The organism is Pseudomonas sp. TE3728 (genome assembly GCF_056279145.1).
In genome coordinates, this window is the sequence record NZ_JBWBQT010000001.1 from 2,251,723 (window position 1) to 2,267,274 (window position 15,552).

Sequence of the window (15,552 nt, forward strand, 5' to 3'; positions counted from 1 at the left end):
TTCAGCGGCGAGTAATCAGCCCTTGGCGAGCCACGCGAGTCAGCTGCCTGATCACTTCCGGCGCATCCTCGGCGTTGGGCGCCAGAATCACCGCCAGATCGAAACTGTCGTTGGCAAACCGTGCCAGTGACTCGCCGTCGTCGACAAACTGAATCAGGAAGGCAGCAGGCCCACCGGTACGACGTGGCCAGCCATCGAGGTAACGCAGAAGCGTCGGCTGATGTTTACCGCCAAGCAGGATTTTTGGATTGCGCTGAGTGAGGTGTGCCGTGATCGGCGCGGGGCGTATAACGGGGCTTAATGCATTCATTGTGTCGTGTCTCTGCCTCAAAAGTCTGCATGGCAGGTGAGAGGCAACACCGAACCAGCGCTTTAGCGGTATTTCGAAGCCTGTTTCAAGCTTCTATAGGCAACTGAATGAGTCACCTGGCGCCCCGCAAGTAGCTGTTTAAATCGGCGCATGGGCAGCATCCTAGAGAAGCTGACCGGACAGTGTCAAGAATCACCAGCAACAAAAAAGGCCTGCACAGTGCGTCGCACAATGCAGGCCTTTTCGTTGAGCCAGGGCAGTCAGTTGGTGATGGCGCGGTCTACCGACAGTTTGCCTGCACCTTCGATCAGCACCGCGAGGCTGCCACCGAGCAAAGCCAGGGCGAACTCATAACCGTTGTTAGCCATGAACAGACCGTTGTTGATGTGCACCGTGAAAATAGCCACCAGTGAAAGGAAGGTCAGCCCCAGCGCTGCCGGGCGTACCAGCAGACCGATGATCAACGCCAGACCGCCGAAGAACTCGGTACCACCGGCCAGGATCGCCATCACATTGCCCGGCGCCAATCCAATGCTTTCCATGTACTGCGCAGTGCCGGCAATGCCGTAGCCGCCGAATGCCCCAAAGAGTTTCTGTGAGCCATGGGCCGCGAAGATGATGCCGACGAAAATGCGCAGAATCGTCAGACCGTAGCCCGCGCGAGTGAACAGTACCTTGTTGATCAGAGTGCTCATGCTGTGTCATCCATTGTGAGTGTGTGTTGGTTGGCCGCTATATTAATCAGTAAAACTCATGTTAAAAGCGCAAAAAACGCACCATAACAATCAGCTTAGTCGATCATTTCCGTGAGGCCACTTTTTGCCCCTGGGGCTCCAACGACTCCCGCTCCCGATCGAACGCCAAGTAATACTTGTTCACGCTATTAACATAGCTGACAGCCCCCATTCCCACCTGCTCCATGGCAATGCGCTCGACCTGGAAGAACCACTGATTAGGATTCAAGCCGCGCCGCCGGGCCTCGGCGCGCATGCCTTGAACCCGCTCCGGCCCCATGTTGTAGGCCGCCAGCACGAACGCCATGCGCTCGCGCTCATTGAGTTTGGGGCTGGCAAAAAACTTGCGGCGAATCATCGCCAGGTACTTGGCGCCGGCCTGCACATTGGCGTCGAGGTTTTGAATATTACTCACGCCAACCCGTTGGGCGGCGGACGGGGTGATTTGCATCAGGCCGGTGGGGCCGCTACCGCTTCTGGCGTTGGGTTGCAGCGCCGACTCCTTGAAGGCCAGCGCTGCCAGGTTCAGCCAGTCCATGCCTTGGGCTTCAGCGTGTTTCTGCAACACCGGGCGAAGTTTTTCCAGGCGCTGCCGATCGGCCTTGGCCAAGGGATAGTGCACTTGATACAGGCGTCGATAGATCCGCAGGAACGCCGCATCCTGGTCCGACGGTTTCTTGTAAGTCGTCAGGAAGCGATCGATGCTCGAACGCAGCATTGAAGCGTCGCGGCGCACAAACCAATATTCCTCGCCTGGCTCGCTGATAAGGACCTGTCGATCGAAGCGCAATTTGGGCAGGATCTTGCCCCAGCGTTCGGCAATCGGTTGCTCGACAATCGTCAGATGAAAGATCCCGCCCTGGACCATTTCCAGCACGTCCTCGACCGCCAGGCTGGGATCGACCCACTCGATCTTCACCGGAGGCAGTTTGTGCAGCGCGAGTTTCTGATTGATCTGACTGACCGCATCCCCGGCGGCACTGCCGGTGGGCAACGCGAGGGTTTTGCCCGAGAGTTGTTCGAGACGGGTGTAACGTCGTTCGCCTTTAATCCCCACCAGCAGCAACGGCACATTGCTGGCAATCGGTTGACTGGTGCTGACCGCGAGGCCCGATTGCGGATCGAGTAATTCCCCCGGCGCGACCAAGTCACCCTCCCCGCGCTGCAACGCGCCAAGCAGTTGATCCTTGGCTTTGGGAATGATCTTGAGGGTGATTTCCTGGCCATCGCGGGCATGGCCATTGAGGTATTGTTCGAAAGCGCGCAGGCGATGGTATTCGACGCCGATGGCCTGGCCCTGGACTTCACCGGAGCTGTTGCGGCTCTGGTTGACCAATACCCGCAACACGCGACTGCTGCGAATTTCCGCCAGGTCGCGGACCTTGGCCGCGGGCACGGCTTGCAACGGCCCGGCCAGACGTGCAACCGCCGGCATGGGCAGCAGCAACGAACAACACAGCAGTAACAAAACCGAGGGACGAATCATCCACTCTCCGGAAAGAATACGGGTCGACTTCATGGATGACTTCATGACGTCGAGCGACAGAAACAGAGCGCCTGAAGCGCCGACAAAGTGCGTGAGAGTGGCACAGTGATGGCAAATTACCAACCCGCCCTGTCTCGCGGCCTCAACAGACAGCTTTAACTGGTTGTAGTTCTTGGCTTTTCTTATAAATCTACAGCTCTGATATGCTTTCCGGCCTTTGGTCCGAGGTAGCACCATGCAACTCATCGATATCGGCGTCAACCTGACCAACCCCAGTTTCGCCGACAAACACCAGGCTGTACTCGACCGTGCCTATGCTGCCGGCGTCTGCCAATTGGTGCTCACCGGGACCAGCGTCGAGGGCAGTGAACAGGCGCTGGAGCTGTGCCAGCAACTGGACGAAAGCGCTCAACGGCTGTTCGCTACGGCAGGTATTCACCCACATTCGGCCAGCGACTGGAACGCCGACAGTGATCAGCGTCTGCGCAGTTTGCTCAAGGAGCCGAACGTGGTGGCCGTGGGTGAATGCGGCCTCGATTTCAATCGTGATTTCTCGCCCCGCCCGCAACAGGAAAAAGTCTTGGAAGAACATCTGGCGATGGCGGTCGAACTGCAATTGCCGGTGTTCCTGCATGAGCGCGATGCCAGCCAACGATTGCTGGAAATCCTGCGTGATTACCGCGACCAGTTGCCAGCCGCCGTGGTGCACTGCTTCACCGGTGAAAAGAAGGCGCTGTTCAGCTACCTCGATCTGGATCTGCACATCGGCATCACTGGCTGGATTTGTGACGAGCGCCGGGGCACGCACCTGCATCCACTGGTCAAAGAGATTAAACGCGGGCGCTTGATGCTGGAGAGCGATGCGCCGTATCTGCTGCCCCGCAGTTTGCGCCCCAAGCCGAAGAATGGCCGCAACGAGCCGGCGTATCTGACGGAAGTGTTGCGTGAGGTGGCGTTGCATCGTGGGGAAACGGTGGAAGATTTGGCTGCACACAGCACAGCCTGTGCGCGGGCGTTCTTCGGCCTGCCTGAGTTAGCTTGATGCCTGAAAGGATCGCAGCCTTCGGCAGCTCCTACATGGATCGCATTCCTCTGTAGGAGCTGCCGAAGGCTGCGATCTTTTCATACAGCACAGAATCTGTTGACTCACATCAAATTCAGCCTTCCTGCATAGCGGCACAATACTGGCACCTTGCCAAAACTGTTTCCGCTATCAGAGAAGACCTCCATGGGTGCCTGGCTTAGCAACATCTCGCTGAAATACAAATTCTGGGCGGTCAACGCCGTTGCCTTCGTCACCACCCTGTTGCTAGTGCTGTACGCCGTGCAGCTTGAACAACAGGCCCGCAGCCACGCCGCCCAGGCTTCGGCTCAGGCCCAGGCGCGATTGCTCAATGCCTGGCCTGCCGGGCAACCGCTGCCCAAGGCCGATAACCTGTTGACCTTCAATCGCGGACAGGCGCCGTTACTGAATGGGCAACCGGTGCTGGAGCTGACCGATACCAACGGCTGGGTCGAGATCAATGCTATGCCGCTGTTCGGTGAAAGCCCGTTGATGGGCGCCGAGGTATTCACTCGCCCTGACGGTCAACAGATCGCGGTGATTGCCTATGGCCCGAGCCTGAGCCAAGTATTCGGCGATCGCTTCACCCACTATGCGGTAGCGGTATTCATTCTGATGCTGGCAATGCTCGGCGCGTCGCAACTGTTGATCCGCTTCCTGCTCAGCCAGCTCAACACATTGAAAGACGTGATGCTCCACGTCGAGAAAAGCGGCGACCTGTCGGCCCGCGTGCCGCTGGCTTGCAAGGATGAAGTCGGACAGATGGCCAACGCCTTCAACGCCATGCAGGCCGGTTACCAGCGGGTAGTCAACACCGTCGCCAACACCGCCCGGCAACTGGATGTCGGTGCCGCGCGGCTGGCCTCGAGCATGAACGAGGTGCGTCACGGCATGCTCGGTCAGCAAAGCGAAACCGATCAGGCCGCCACAGCGATCAACGAAATGACCGCCACGGTCCATCACATCGCCCAACACGCCGGCGCCACCCGCGACCTCTCGCAAACCGCCGACACCCTGGCCGGCAGCGGCCAGGAAGTGGTCACTCGGGTGCAGAAATCGATTGGCGGGTTGTCCACCGGCGTGCAGCAAACGGCCGAGATGATTCAGCGTCTGGCCGAGGACAGCCAGAAGATCAACGGCGTGGTCAGCGTGATCCACAGCATCGCCGAACAGACCAACCTGCTGGCCCTTAACGCGGCCATCGAAGCGGCCCGGGCCGGGGAAATGGGTCGCGGGTTTGCGGTGGTCGCCGATGAGGTGCGTAACCTGGCCAAGCGAGTCCAGGCGTCCACCGACGAAATCACCACCATGGTTTCAGCGCTGCAGGCCGGCACTCGGGACGCCGTGGATTTCATGCAGGAAAGCTCGTACAAGGCGGACGACTGCATGCAGCAGGCTCAGGAAGCCAGTGTGGCCCTGGCCGAAATCACCGGAGCGGTGGCGCAGATGCGTGAAAGCAATACGCAGATCGCAGTGGCGGCCGAGCAGCAGAGCCATGTGGCGGAGGAAATGAATCGGGCGGTGGTGAGCATTCGCGACGTCACCGAGAATACCGTGCAGCAGACTGTGAATTCGGCAATCACCAGCAATGAGCTGGCGATGCTGGCGGGGGAATTGAGCAAGGCCATTGGGCAGCTCAAGCTTTAGAGATCGCTAAAAGATCGCAGCCTTCGGCAGCTCCTACGGGGACCGCGCTCGGCGTAGGAGCTGCCGAAGGCTGCGATCTTTTTTGCCCATCACACCTATTGCGCCGATAGCCAGCCTTGATTCGTCGAGCGCTTTTGCCGGGCCTATTCTTTATTCAAGCGCCTCACGAATAAAGGATAAGCATCATGGGCAAACGTCATCCCAACTTCCCCGCCTGGCAATGGCGAATGTACCCGCATCACCATCAGGACCCACCCCATCTGGTGTTGCACCGGATTGCCGTGCCACTGTTCATTGTGGCGTTTTTACTGATGGTCTCGGGGGGGTTCAGCCTGGACCTGGCGAACATCGCGATCGGTGTCATCGGACTGCTCGCCGCCCTGGGCCTGCAACGTCACGGTCACCGCCTGGAGGCGCAAGCCGGCAAGCCGTTCAGTGATCGCAAAGACCGTCGTCATTGATCAGGCGAAAATCGTGACGGTCTGCCGGCTCATGGCGATCAACTGACCGTCTTCACTCCACAGTTTTGCGGCGGCGTGCCCGTAGCCGTCAGCGGCATACTCGACTTCCACCAGGTACTTGCACCAGTCCAGTGTGCTCAACGCGAGCAACGGCTGGACGAATTCGATGGTCCAGGTCAGCGTGCTGCCTGCCGCCGGCTTCTTCAGATGCGACAACAAGGACGGCGGCCAGGCGTCGACCAGCGCCAGAATATGCGCCTCGCTGGCCACCTCGTCCTTCCCTTCTCCACGCAAGCGCACCCACCCTCCCATGTCGCGGGAGGTGTTGCCGGTGAACGGCAGGCCACCGACACTCCAGCGCATTGCCAAATGACGCATGAATTCTGGGGTCACCCCTTTGATATAGGGCATTTCCTGGCAGTCGTTCCAGTGCTTCATCTCGGGCGCAGTGTTGGCCGTGACCGCCACTTCGGAAGGTCGTGATGCACCGAAGCTGCCCTGGACCAACGTCACCACTTGGCCCTTCTGCATCGCACGGCCCAACACCTGGCTGACAGCTTTGCCTTCGCGCAGCACATCGACTTCAAAACTGACCGGTACATCCGGCTCGACCGGGCCGACAAAGGTGATTGCCAGCGAACGCACCGGACGATCCGCCGGGACTTTTGCGCGCATGGCTTCGTATTGCAAGGCGGCTATCAGCCCGCCAAAACTCGCCCGGCCCTGGCCCCATTCCGCCGGAATAGACAGCTCCTGCGGCTGACTGCGCACAGCGTCGAGCAGATCGGAAAAGTGCATGGGAACCTCAGAGGCAAGAAAATGGATGGAACGATCTTAACCAGCGCGCAAAGCTGACACAGCGCTTATTCCGGCCAAAGAACCTGACAGATAGGCCGGATGACACCACAACCCCGTAGGAGCTGCCGAAGGCTGCGATCTTTTGATTTTCGGCGTAGATGATGACGCTAAAGATCAAAAGATCGCAGCCTTCGGCAGCTCCTACGGGGGGAGTGGTGATGGTTTCAGGATTTGAAGCAGGCGGCGCTGAGTTTGTCGAGGACGCGGTCGGCGCGTGCTTCGGCCTCGGCCAAGGTGGTTTTCCAGACTGCGACACAAGGCTGCAAATCGGGCTCTTCTTTGGCGCGGTCCAGCCACTGCCAGCTGTCGTGCCAATCGCCCAGGGCAGCCTGCGCCGATTTCAGTCTGGGCAGGGCCGCTTCCGGCAAGCGATCCAGTTCGGGGTAGGCTTCGATGCCATAGCGCACGCGCTTGATCAGCAGGCGCAGGCGATGGCGGTCATGGGCGGGATCATGCAGGGCCTGGTCGAGTTTCTTCCACTGTTTGCCCAGGCGTTTTTCGATGCGCTTGCGCAAGCCCTTGAGCAAACCCTGGCGCTGGGAAGCGCGCAGAAAACGCGGAAAGGCATCGAGGATCATCAGCATCTGCGCCACTTCCGGGCTCGCCGCGACGATGGGATAAGCCTCGTCCATCCGCGCCATGCGCCGGTGCGCGGCCTCGGGTTGATCGTGCTGGAGAAGGTACGCCGCCAGCACTTCGCGATCGCGCAACGGCGTGGTCAGGTCACCGACCCGGGATGCCGCCGCTTCCAGTTGCTCGACCCCGGGCAAACCGCGCAAGGGCCGCAGCAAGCTGCGCAAACGCCGCACGGTGGTGCGTAGATCGTGCAGCGCTTCAGAGTCGGTTCGGGCACTCAAGCGTGCCTGACAGGCGAGCAGGCGAATGTCCAGGCTCAGAACGTGAGCCACCAATCGATCAACCAAGGCAGACATCGCTTGCTCCGTGAATCGAATTCCCCCATTGGCTATAGCATGCTTCAGCGGCCGGCGCGAGACTCACGAATGTAGAAGCGAGCCTTCTCGGCCTTCTTGGTACAACCCTCATAGGCTTCGAATTGCTGCTGGGTCTTGGCACCGGTCAGCAACGACAGCGCCTTGGAGTAGCTGACTGTCCCGGCAAAGCCCTCGACCTTGGCCAGATCCAGTTCACGCCAGGCGGCGTCGAGCTGGCTCCCGCAGCTGTCACGGTAAGCGGTTTTACCGGCACAACCGGCGAGTGCCAGGGCAATCAACGGCACACAGATCCAGGCTTTCATCACTCACACCTCAAAGATAATAAACAGTCGTGCAGCTAAGACGGCCTGGCGCGTGAAAAGTGCCTTGGACCCGCAGTGGAAACTATAGCGCTCGCGAGGATACCCATTCGCCTTTATTGAGTGTCAAAAAACGACGCTATTGCCCCGTCGAACGACCATAGCGATTGAAGCGTACCCCTCGATGGGTGCATTGTTGAACCTTGTCAGAGAGGTCGATTCATGAAAAAGCGTGTCGCACTGGTGTTGGGCTCGGGTGGCGCCCGGGGCTACGCCCATATCGGCGTCATTGAAGAGATCGAACGGCGCGGCTACGACATTGCCTGCATCGCCGGTTGCTCCATGGGCGCAGTGGTCGGCGGGATCTATGCCGCCGGTAAACTCAAGGATTATCGCGACTGGATCGAGAGCCTGGATTACCTCGACGTGTTGCGTCTGGTGGACGTCAGCTTTCGCCTGGGCGCTATTCGCGGGGAAAAGGTCTTCGGGCAGATCCGCAAGATCGTCGGCGAGATCAACATCGAAGACCTGCGCATTCCCTACACGGCGGTGGCCACGGACCTGACCAACCAGCAGGAAATCTGGTTCCAGGAAGGCTGCCTGCATCAGGCCATGCGCGCCTCGGCAGCGATCCCCAGCCTGTTCACGCCGGTGATGCAGGGCAATCGAATGCTGGTGGACGGCGGCATCCTCAACCCGTTGCCGATCGTGCCGGTGGTGTCGAGCCATTGCGACCTGATCATCGCGGTCAACCTCAACTCCACCAACCAGCGCCACTATCAACTGCCAGTGATCCAGCGCCCGGCGGCGTTCAGGACCCGCTTCGACAGCCTGATCAACTCGTTGGGTTCGAAAATGCCCTTCCGCCGCAAACAGGCGGAACAATTGCTGCTGCTGGAAAAGGAAGCGCTGATGGCCGAAGCGGCCGATATCAATCCGTGGATCGAATCCGCCGAGCCCGAAGGGCAGCAACCGGCGGCGGCCCCGGAAAGCAACGGCGCACCGAAATCCGCCACCGGGTCGTTCATCATCGACAACGTCGGGCCGGCGTCCTTGCTGGACCTGATCAACCAGAGTTTCGAGGTGATGCAGACCTCATTGGCGCAGTACAAGATTGCCGGGTATCCGCCGGATATCCTGATCAACGTGCCCAAGCGGGTGTGCCGGTTTTTCGAGTTCTACAAGGCGCCGGAATTGATCGCGCTGGGGCGCGAGATTGCGCGGGATACGCTGGATCGGTATGAGAATGAGCGGGAATCTTGAGGTTCCTGGGTGAATGTGAGGCCCCCTTCGCGGGCAAGCCCGCTCCCACAGGGGATCTTCAGTGTTACGCAGATCCAGTGTGGGAGCGAGCCTGCTCGCGATGGGGCCGGATAATCCAACACAAAAACTAAAGGCTACCCTCACTCAACAACCGATACCCAACCCCCGCCTCGGTAACGATAAACCGCGGCTGAGTCGGATCATCCGCCAGTTTCTGCCGCAAGTGCCCGACCACGATCCGCAGATAGTGGCTGTCTTCGGTGTGTGTCGGCCCCCAGATGTCCTTGAGCAATTGCTGCTGGGTGATGACCCGCCCCGGATGCCGCGCCAGTTGCGCCAGTACGGCGTATTCCTTGCGCGTCAGCGCCACTTCGGTGCCGTCCAATAGCACCCGGCGATAAGCCAGGTCCACGGTGAGCGGGCCGAAACTGAGCGCCGCTTCCTGAACCTCACCCGTCGGCGCCTGACGCAGCAAGGCGCGCACCCGAGCCAGAAATTCCTGGATGCCGAACGGCTTGGTCACGTAGTCGTTGGCGCCGCCATCCAGGGCTTGTACTTTCTGCCCTTCGCTCGCGCGCACCGAGAGTACCAGTACCGGCACCGCCGACCACTCACGAAACTCGCGCAGCACCTGCTGGCCGTCCATGTCCGGCAGGCCGAGGTCGAGCACCAGCAGGTCGGGTTTGTTCAATGCGGCCTGGGCCAGGCCTTCCGTGCCGGTGCCGGCCTCCAGCACTTTGTAGCCTTGGGAGGCGAGGCTGATGCGCAGGAATTTGCGGATCTGCGGTTCGTCGTCGATGACCAAAATGGTCGCGGTCTGGCTCATGAATTCACATCAACATAAAGAAGTGGCAAGAGAGTAGCGCAGGCAAGATCAGGCTTCACTGTCCAATCCCGGTTGAGTCTGCAACGGCAGGTGCAGCGTGATGCAGGTGCCGCGTCCTTCGATGCCGTCGGTGACGCTGATCCGCCCGCCATGGGCACCGACCATGCCCTGACAGATCGCCAGCCCCAGCCCGGTGCCCTGCCCGCCGCGATCGCCGCGAGCGGCGGTGTAAAACATGTCGAAAATCTTCGCCCGGTCCTCCTCGGGAATCCCCGGCCCCTCATCGTGCACGGAAAAAAACAGCTCGCTGTCAGTGGCCCCGGCACGCAACTCCAGTCGGCCGCGGGGCGGCGAGAAACGCGCGGCGTTTTCCAGCACATTGACCAGCGCTTGTTCGATCAGCGCGGCATGCACATAGAGCAGCGGCAATTCGGCCGGCACTTCGGTAATGACCTGCAGCGATGCCAGCACCGCGCGCAGACGATTGAGCGCACTGCCGACAATGTCTGCCGGTGACACCCAGTCCCGCGAAAGCTTAAGAGCGCCGTGACCGAGACGCGTCATGTCCAGCAGGTTTTGAATGTAGCGATCCAGCCGTTCGGCTTCATCGCGGGTGCCTTCGAGCAGTTCGCGGCGGTCCTCCAACGGAATCGCCTCGCCAAGCGCCAGCAAGCTGTCGATGCTGCCGCGCATGGAAGTCAGTGGCGTGCGCAAATCGTGGGACACCGAGGCCAACAACGCGCTGCGCAGTTGCTCGGTTTCGCCATGCAAGCGCGCAGCCTCAAGGTCATCGGCCAGTTGCGCGCGGGCCAACGCCTGGGCCAGCGGTTGGCTCAACGCGGTCAACAAGCGCCGCCGCTGGCCGCTCAGGGTCTGACCTTCCTTGGCGCACACGCCGAGCAGCGCCAACGGCCCATCATCCACCGACAGTGGCCACCACCACCAGCGCCCGAACGGCAAAGTACCGGTGCCTGCGCCGGCCGGTTGGTCGTGTTGCCAGGCCCAATCGGCCGCGGCGCGCTCGGCTTCGGAGAACTCCAGCGGCCCGCCGGTTTCGACTTTCCAGCCGCTCTGGCCATCGCGATTGAGCAGGCACAGTTTCAGGTCGGTCCAGCCATTGAGGTGCTGCGCCGCAGCGCTGACCACGGCCTGACGGTCGGTGGCAGCGGTGAGTTTGCGCGACAGGTCGAGCAGTTCGCTGGTTTCTTCCTGGGTGTCGCGCAAGGCCTGCAATTGTCGCCGTTGTCGCGCCGCCAGGTTGCCGGTGAGGGCCGCCATCAGCAGGAAGAACAGCAAGGTCAGCACGTCCTCTTCACGCTGGATGCTGAAAGAGAACGTCGGTGGAATGAACAAAAAATCATAGGTCAGAAATGACAGCGCCGCGCAGGCCAATGCCGGGCCGAGACTGCTGCGCACCGCCACCAGCAACACCGCTGCGAGGAACACTAAGGAAATGTTGGGCAGCGGCAAGGCGCTCGACACCGCCCAGGCCAGGGCACTGGCAAGCACCGTTGCCACCAGCGCCAACGCGTAGTCGAACCAGACCAGCGACTGCGCGGAGCGTTGGCGCGGCTGATGCTGTTCCTGATCACTGTCGAGCACGTTGATTTCCAGCCCGCGAGCATCGCGCAGTAAACGAGACGCCAGCCCGCCACCGAACAACCGTCGACGCAAACGCTGGCGCGACTGGCCCACCAGCACCAGGCTGGCGCGTCGTTCAGCGGCGTGCTGGATCAAGGTTTTCGCCACCTCACCGGCGCGCAGCAACACCACTTCCCCCCCGAGGCGTTCGGCCAGTTGTTGAGCGCTTTGCAGGCGCAGGCGCGATTGCTCGTCGCGCACACGGCCGTTGTCCACATGCACCAAGCTCCACGGCAGATGCCGGCGCTGGGCCACGCGACTGGCGTGACGCACCAGGCGCTCGGCCTGAGCATCGCCATCGACGCCCACCAGCAAACGACCGCGCACCGCCGGTGCGGCCTGCCCCAACTGGCGATAACCCTGGGCCAGATCGTTGTCCACCTGAGCGGCGGCGGTTTGCATCGCCAGTTCGCGCAGGGCGGTGAGGTTGGTCTGGGTGAAGAAGGCATCGATGGCCGCCCGCGCCTGCTCCGGCACGTAGACCTTGCCGTCGCGCAGACGCTCCAGCAGCTCACGCGATGGCAGGTCGATCAGCAGCAGTTCGTAGGCTTCTTGCAGCACCCAGTCCGGCAGGGTTTCGCGCACCTGTACGCCAGTGATGCCGCGCACCTGATCGTTGAGACTTTCCAGATGCTGGACGTTGACCGTGGTGAACACGTCGATGCCGGCAGCCAGCAATTCCTGAATGTCTTGCCAGCGCTTGGCGTGTCGACTGCCGGGGGCGTTGCTGTGGGCCAGTTCGTCCACCAGCACCAGTTTCGGTTTGGCGGCCAGCAGACCGTCGAGGTCCATTTCTTCGAGCATCACGCCGCGGTATTCCGAGCGCACCAACGGCTGCTGGGGCAAGCCGCTGAGCAGCGCTTCGGTTTCGGCGCGACCGTGGGTTTCGACCACCCCGGCCATGACTTTCACGCCTTGGCGCAGTTGAGTGTGGGCGGCTTGCAGCATGGCGTAGGTCTTGCCGACTCCCGGGGCTGCGCCGAGGAACACCTTGAGCCGGCCACGGCCATCGCGGGGCAGGTCTGCTAACAGCGCGTCGGCGCGGCCGGAGTCACTCATCTGTCATTGCCTTGTTCGATTTGAAATAGAGGTGAAGCATTAAAAGATCGCAGCCTTCGGCAGCTCCTACAGAGGTCGCGGTGTCGACACGGTCAATGTAGGAGCAGGCGAAGCCTGCGATCTTTTGATCTACAGCTTCTGCAGAGCCAGGTTCAACTCAAGCACGTTGATCACCGGCGGCCCCACCAAGGGCTGTTCAATGTGCGCATCCAGCAGTTGCTCAAGCGTAGACACTGGCAGATTGCGCGCCGTCGCGACACGCGCCAGTTGATAGGCAATCGCGGCCGGTGGCAAGTGCGGATCGAGGCCGCTGCCGGAGGTGGTCAGCATCGCCAACGGCACCGGGCCCTGGCCAGCTACTTGCAATTTATTGGCCTCGTCGATCACCCGAGTGGCCAGCGCCGGATTGCTGGGCGAGAAGTTGCTGGCGCTGCTCGACACGGTGGCAAAGGCACCGGCCGATGGCCGTGGGTGGAACCAGCCGTCGCCAACGAAATCCTGGGCGATCAGCGACGAACCGCGGACCTTGCCGTCGGCGTCACGCACTAGGCTGCCATTGGCCTGGTCCGGGAAGGCGACCTGGGCGACGCCGGTGACCACCAAAGGGTAGGCGACGCCGGTGATCAGGGTCATCAGCAACAGCAGGCTCAGGGCCGGACGTATCAGTGTGGACATTTCAAAATCCTCGATTCAACTCGGAAGGCACACACATCACCTGTGGCGAGGGAGCTTGCTCCCGCTCGGCTGCGCAGCAGTCGTAAACCCGGTAAATGCGGTGTGCCTGAATAAACACTTGGGCCTGAGGTGGGGCTGCTTCGCAGACCAGCGGGAGCAAGCTCCCTCGCCACAAAAAACCCTGCCTCAAAAAGCTCTGCGCTCAGCAGCAATTGCTAAACCAAATGCAACGCCGTCAACAACATGTCGATCGCCTTGATCCCCACGAACGGCACCAGAATCCCGCCCAGCCCGTAGATCAGCAGATTGCGCCGCAGCAACGCCGCCGCGCTCACCGCTTGCACCCTCACACCACGCAGCGCCAACGGAATCAGCACCACGATGATCAAGGCGTTGAACACAATCGCCGACAGAATCGCGCTCTGCGGGCTGCTCAGGTGCATGACGTTGAGCACACCCAGTTGCGGGTAGATCGAGGCGAACAGCGCCGGCAGGATCGCGAAGTACTTGGCCACGTCGTTGGCGATGGAAAAGGTCGTCAGCGCACCACGGGTCACCAGTAATTCCTTACCGATCTGCACCACGTCCAACAGCTTGGTAGGATCGCTGTCGAGGTCGACCATGTTCGCCGCCTCCCGTGCCGCTTGCGTACCGTCGTTCATCGCCATGCCGACGTCCGCCTGAGCCAGGGCCGGGGCGTCGTTGGCACCGTCGCCGCACATGGCGACCAGGCGACCGTCGTTCTGCTCGTGACGAATGCGCGCCAGTTTTTTCTCCGGTGTGGCTTCGGCCAACACGTCATCCACGCCCGCTTCGGCGGCAATCGCAGCGGCGGTCAGCGGGTTGTCGCCCGTGACCATGACCGTGCGAATCCCCAGCTTGCGCAACTCGGCGAAACGCTCGCGGATGCCGGGCTTGACCACGTCCTTGAGGTGAATGACACCGAGCAATTTGCCGTCGACGCAGACCAGCAGAGGCGTGCCGCCACTCTGGGCGATCTTGTCGATTTCCCGGGACAGAGGCGCGGCCAGATCGGCGCGTTTCAGGCCGACGAAGGTCAGCAGCGAATCCACCGCGCCTTTGCGATAGACCCGGCCCTGATAGTCAACGCCAGACAAGCGGGTTTCAGCACTGAACGGCACAGCAGTCAGCACCTCGGCCGACGGCTCGGGTTGCGGATGAAGACCGCGCAGGTACTCGACGATGGATTTGCCTTCAGCCGTGTCATCGGCCAAGGAGGCAAACAATGCGCCTTCGGCCAGTTCCTTGGCAGTGACACCAGGCGCGGCATAGACCGCGGAGCAACGACGATTGCCAAAGGTGATAGTGCCGGTCTTGTCCAGCAGCAGGACGTGAACGTCCCCCGCCGCTTCCACGGCGCGACCGGATTTGGCGATCACGTTCAGGCGCACCAGACGGTCCATCCCGGCGATACCGATGGCCGACAACAAGCCGCCAATGGTGGTCGGAATCAGCGTGACCAATAACGCCACCAGGAACACCAGCGGCAGGCTGCCATTGGCGAAGTGGGCGAACGGTTGCAGGGTCACCACCACCAGCAGAAAGATCAGGGTCAGGCCGATCAGCAGGATATCCAGCGCCACTTCGTTCGGGGTTTTCTGGCGTTTGGCGCCTTCGACCAGCGCGATCATGCGGTCGAGGGTCGACTCGCCGGGGTTGGCGGTGATGCGCACCAGCAGCCAGTCGGACACCAGTCGAGTGTTGCCGGTGACCGCCGAACGGTCGCCACCGGACTCACGAATCACCGGCGCCGACTCACCGGTAATCGCCGCTTCGTTGACCGCCGCGATGCCTGCGATCACCTCGCCGTCACCGGGGACCATCTCCCCCGCTTCGACGCGCACCACATCACCCTTGCGCAGGCTGGTGGCGGGCACCACCTGAAAGCTGCCATTGGCGTTTTTGCGCCGGGCACTCAAGCCTTCACTGCCGGCCTTGAGGCTGTCGGCACGGGCCTTGCCGCGACCTTCGGCCAGCGCTTCGGCGAAGTTGGCGAACAACACGGTGAACCACAGCCACAAGGCGATTTGCCCGGCGACATAAGTCGGCACGGCGCTGTTGGGAATGAAGCACAGCACGGTGGTCAGAATCGCGGTCAGTTCCACCACCAGCATCACCGGCGCACGTTGCAATTGCCGTGGGTCGAGCTTTACGAACGCTTGCACCAGCGCCGGGCGCCAGAGGGCCGAGATCGCGGTTTTCGGTTGTTCCGGCGCCTTGACGACGGCGGCTTTAGTTGCGGGCATATTCATCATT

Annotated in this window: 13 protein-coding genes and 1 pseudogene; 4 read left to right on the forward strand and 10 right to left on the reverse strand. The window is 61.3% G+C overall.

The window, feature by feature from the left end:
- Nucleotide 1: 1 nt before the first annotated feature.
- From ACZ89R_RS09525 to ACZ89R_RS09535, 3 genes are all read right to left on the reverse strand, one after another.
- The gene (locus ACZ89R_RS09525) at nt 2–310 is read right to left on the reverse strand and encodes a hypothetical protein (protein WP_052964043.1); all 309 of its coding nucleotides are present in this window, start codon (nt 308–310) and stop codon (nt 2–4) included.
- A gap of 260 nt (nt 311–570) precedes the next feature.
- Nucleotides 571–1,005, reverse strand: coding sequence for a DoxX family protein (locus ACZ89R_RS09530; RefSeq protein WP_429545942.1), 435 nt, complete (start codon nt 1,003–1,005; stop codon nt 571–573).
- A 103-nt stretch (nt 1,006–1,108) separates the two neighbouring features.
- Nucleotides 1,109–2,530, reverse strand: a complete 1,422-nt coding sequence (locus ACZ89R_RS09535; protein WP_429547871.1) for an MltF family protein — start codon at nt 2,528–2,530, stop codon at nt 1,109–1,111.
- A 235-nt stretch (nt 2,531–2,765) separates the two neighbouring features.
- On the opposite strand from ACZ89R_RS09535, the gene ACZ89R_RS09540 reads away from it, so the two are divergent.
- From ACZ89R_RS09540 to ACZ89R_RS09550, 3 genes and pseudogenes are all read left to right on the forward strand, one after another.
- Nucleotides 2,766–3,572, forward strand: coding sequence for a TatD family hydrolase (locus ACZ89R_RS09540; protein WP_429545941.1), 807 nt, complete (start codon nt 2,766–2,768; stop codon nt 3,570–3,572).
- Between the two features lie 186 nt (nt 3,573–3,758).
- Nucleotides 3,759–5,240, forward strand: coding sequence for a methyl-accepting chemotaxis protein (locus ACZ89R_RS09545; protein WP_429545940.1), 1,482 nt, complete (start codon nt 3,759–3,761; stop codon nt 5,238–5,240).
- A 185-nt stretch (nt 5,241–5,425) separates the two neighbouring features.
- Nucleotides 5,426–5,689: pseudogene (locus tag ACZ89R_RS09550) on the forward strand (terminase); the annotation flags it as partial.
- Nucleotides 5,690–5,701: 12 nt separating this feature from the next.
- On the opposite strand, the gene ACZ89R_RS09555 reads toward ACZ89R_RS09550, so the two are convergent.
- The 3 genes from ACZ89R_RS09555 to ACZ89R_RS09565 form a co-directional block, all read right to left on the reverse strand.
- Entirely contained in the window at nt 5,702–6,499 is a 798-nt protein-coding gene (locus ACZ89R_RS09555; protein WP_429545939.1) for an acyl-CoA thioesterase, read from the reverse strand.
- A gap of 224 nt (nt 6,500–6,723) precedes the next feature.
- Complete coding sequence (locus ACZ89R_RS09560) at nt 6,724–7,491, reverse strand: CHAD domain-containing protein (protein WP_218397541.1); 768 nt, start codon at nt 7,489–7,491, stop codon at nt 6,724–6,726.
- A gap of 44 nt (nt 7,492–7,535) precedes the next feature.
- Entirely contained in the window at nt 7,536–7,814 is a 279-nt protein-coding gene (locus ACZ89R_RS09565; RefSeq protein WP_095055823.1) for a hypothetical protein, read from the reverse strand.
- Nucleotides 7,815–8,033: 219 nt separating this feature from the next.
- On the opposite strand from ACZ89R_RS09565, the gene ACZ89R_RS09570 reads away from it, so the two are divergent.
- A complete protein-coding gene (locus ACZ89R_RS09570) occupies nt 8,034–9,074 on the forward strand; it encodes a patatin-like phospholipase family protein (RefSeq protein ID WP_429545938.1) in 1,041 nt (346 codons plus the stop codon).
- Nucleotides 9,075–9,201: 127 nt separating this feature from the next.
- On the opposite strand, the gene ACZ89R_RS09575 is transcribed toward ACZ89R_RS09570, so the two are convergent.
- From ACZ89R_RS09575 to kdpB, 4 genes are all read right to left on the reverse strand, one after another.
- Nucleotides 9,202–9,900 (reverse strand): response regulator, encoded by a 699-nt coding sequence (locus ACZ89R_RS09575; RefSeq protein WP_429545937.1) that lies wholly within the window; start codon nt 9,898–9,900, stop codon nt 9,202–9,204.
- A gap of 48 nt (nt 9,901–9,948) precedes the next feature.
- Entirely contained in the window at nt 9,949–12,600 is a 2,652-nt protein-coding gene (locus ACZ89R_RS09580; protein ID WP_429545936.1) for a DUF4118 domain-containing protein, read from the reverse strand.
- A gap of 129 nt (nt 12,601–12,729) precedes the next feature.
- Nucleotides 12,730–13,275 (reverse strand): potassium-transporting ATPase subunit KdpC, encoded by a 546-nt coding sequence (kdpC, locus tag ACZ89R_RS09585; protein ID WP_429545935.1) that lies wholly within the window; start codon nt 13,273–13,275, stop codon nt 12,730–12,732.
- 215 nt (nt 13,276–13,490) lie between these two features.
- The gene (gene kdpB / locus ACZ89R_RS09590; protein WP_429545934.1) at nt 13,491–15,548 is read right to left on the reverse strand and encodes a potassium-transporting ATPase subunit KdpB; all 2,058 of its coding nucleotides are present in this window, start codon (nt 15,546–15,548) and stop codon (nt 13,491–13,493) included.
- Nucleotides 15,549–15,552: the final 4 nt, after the last annotated feature.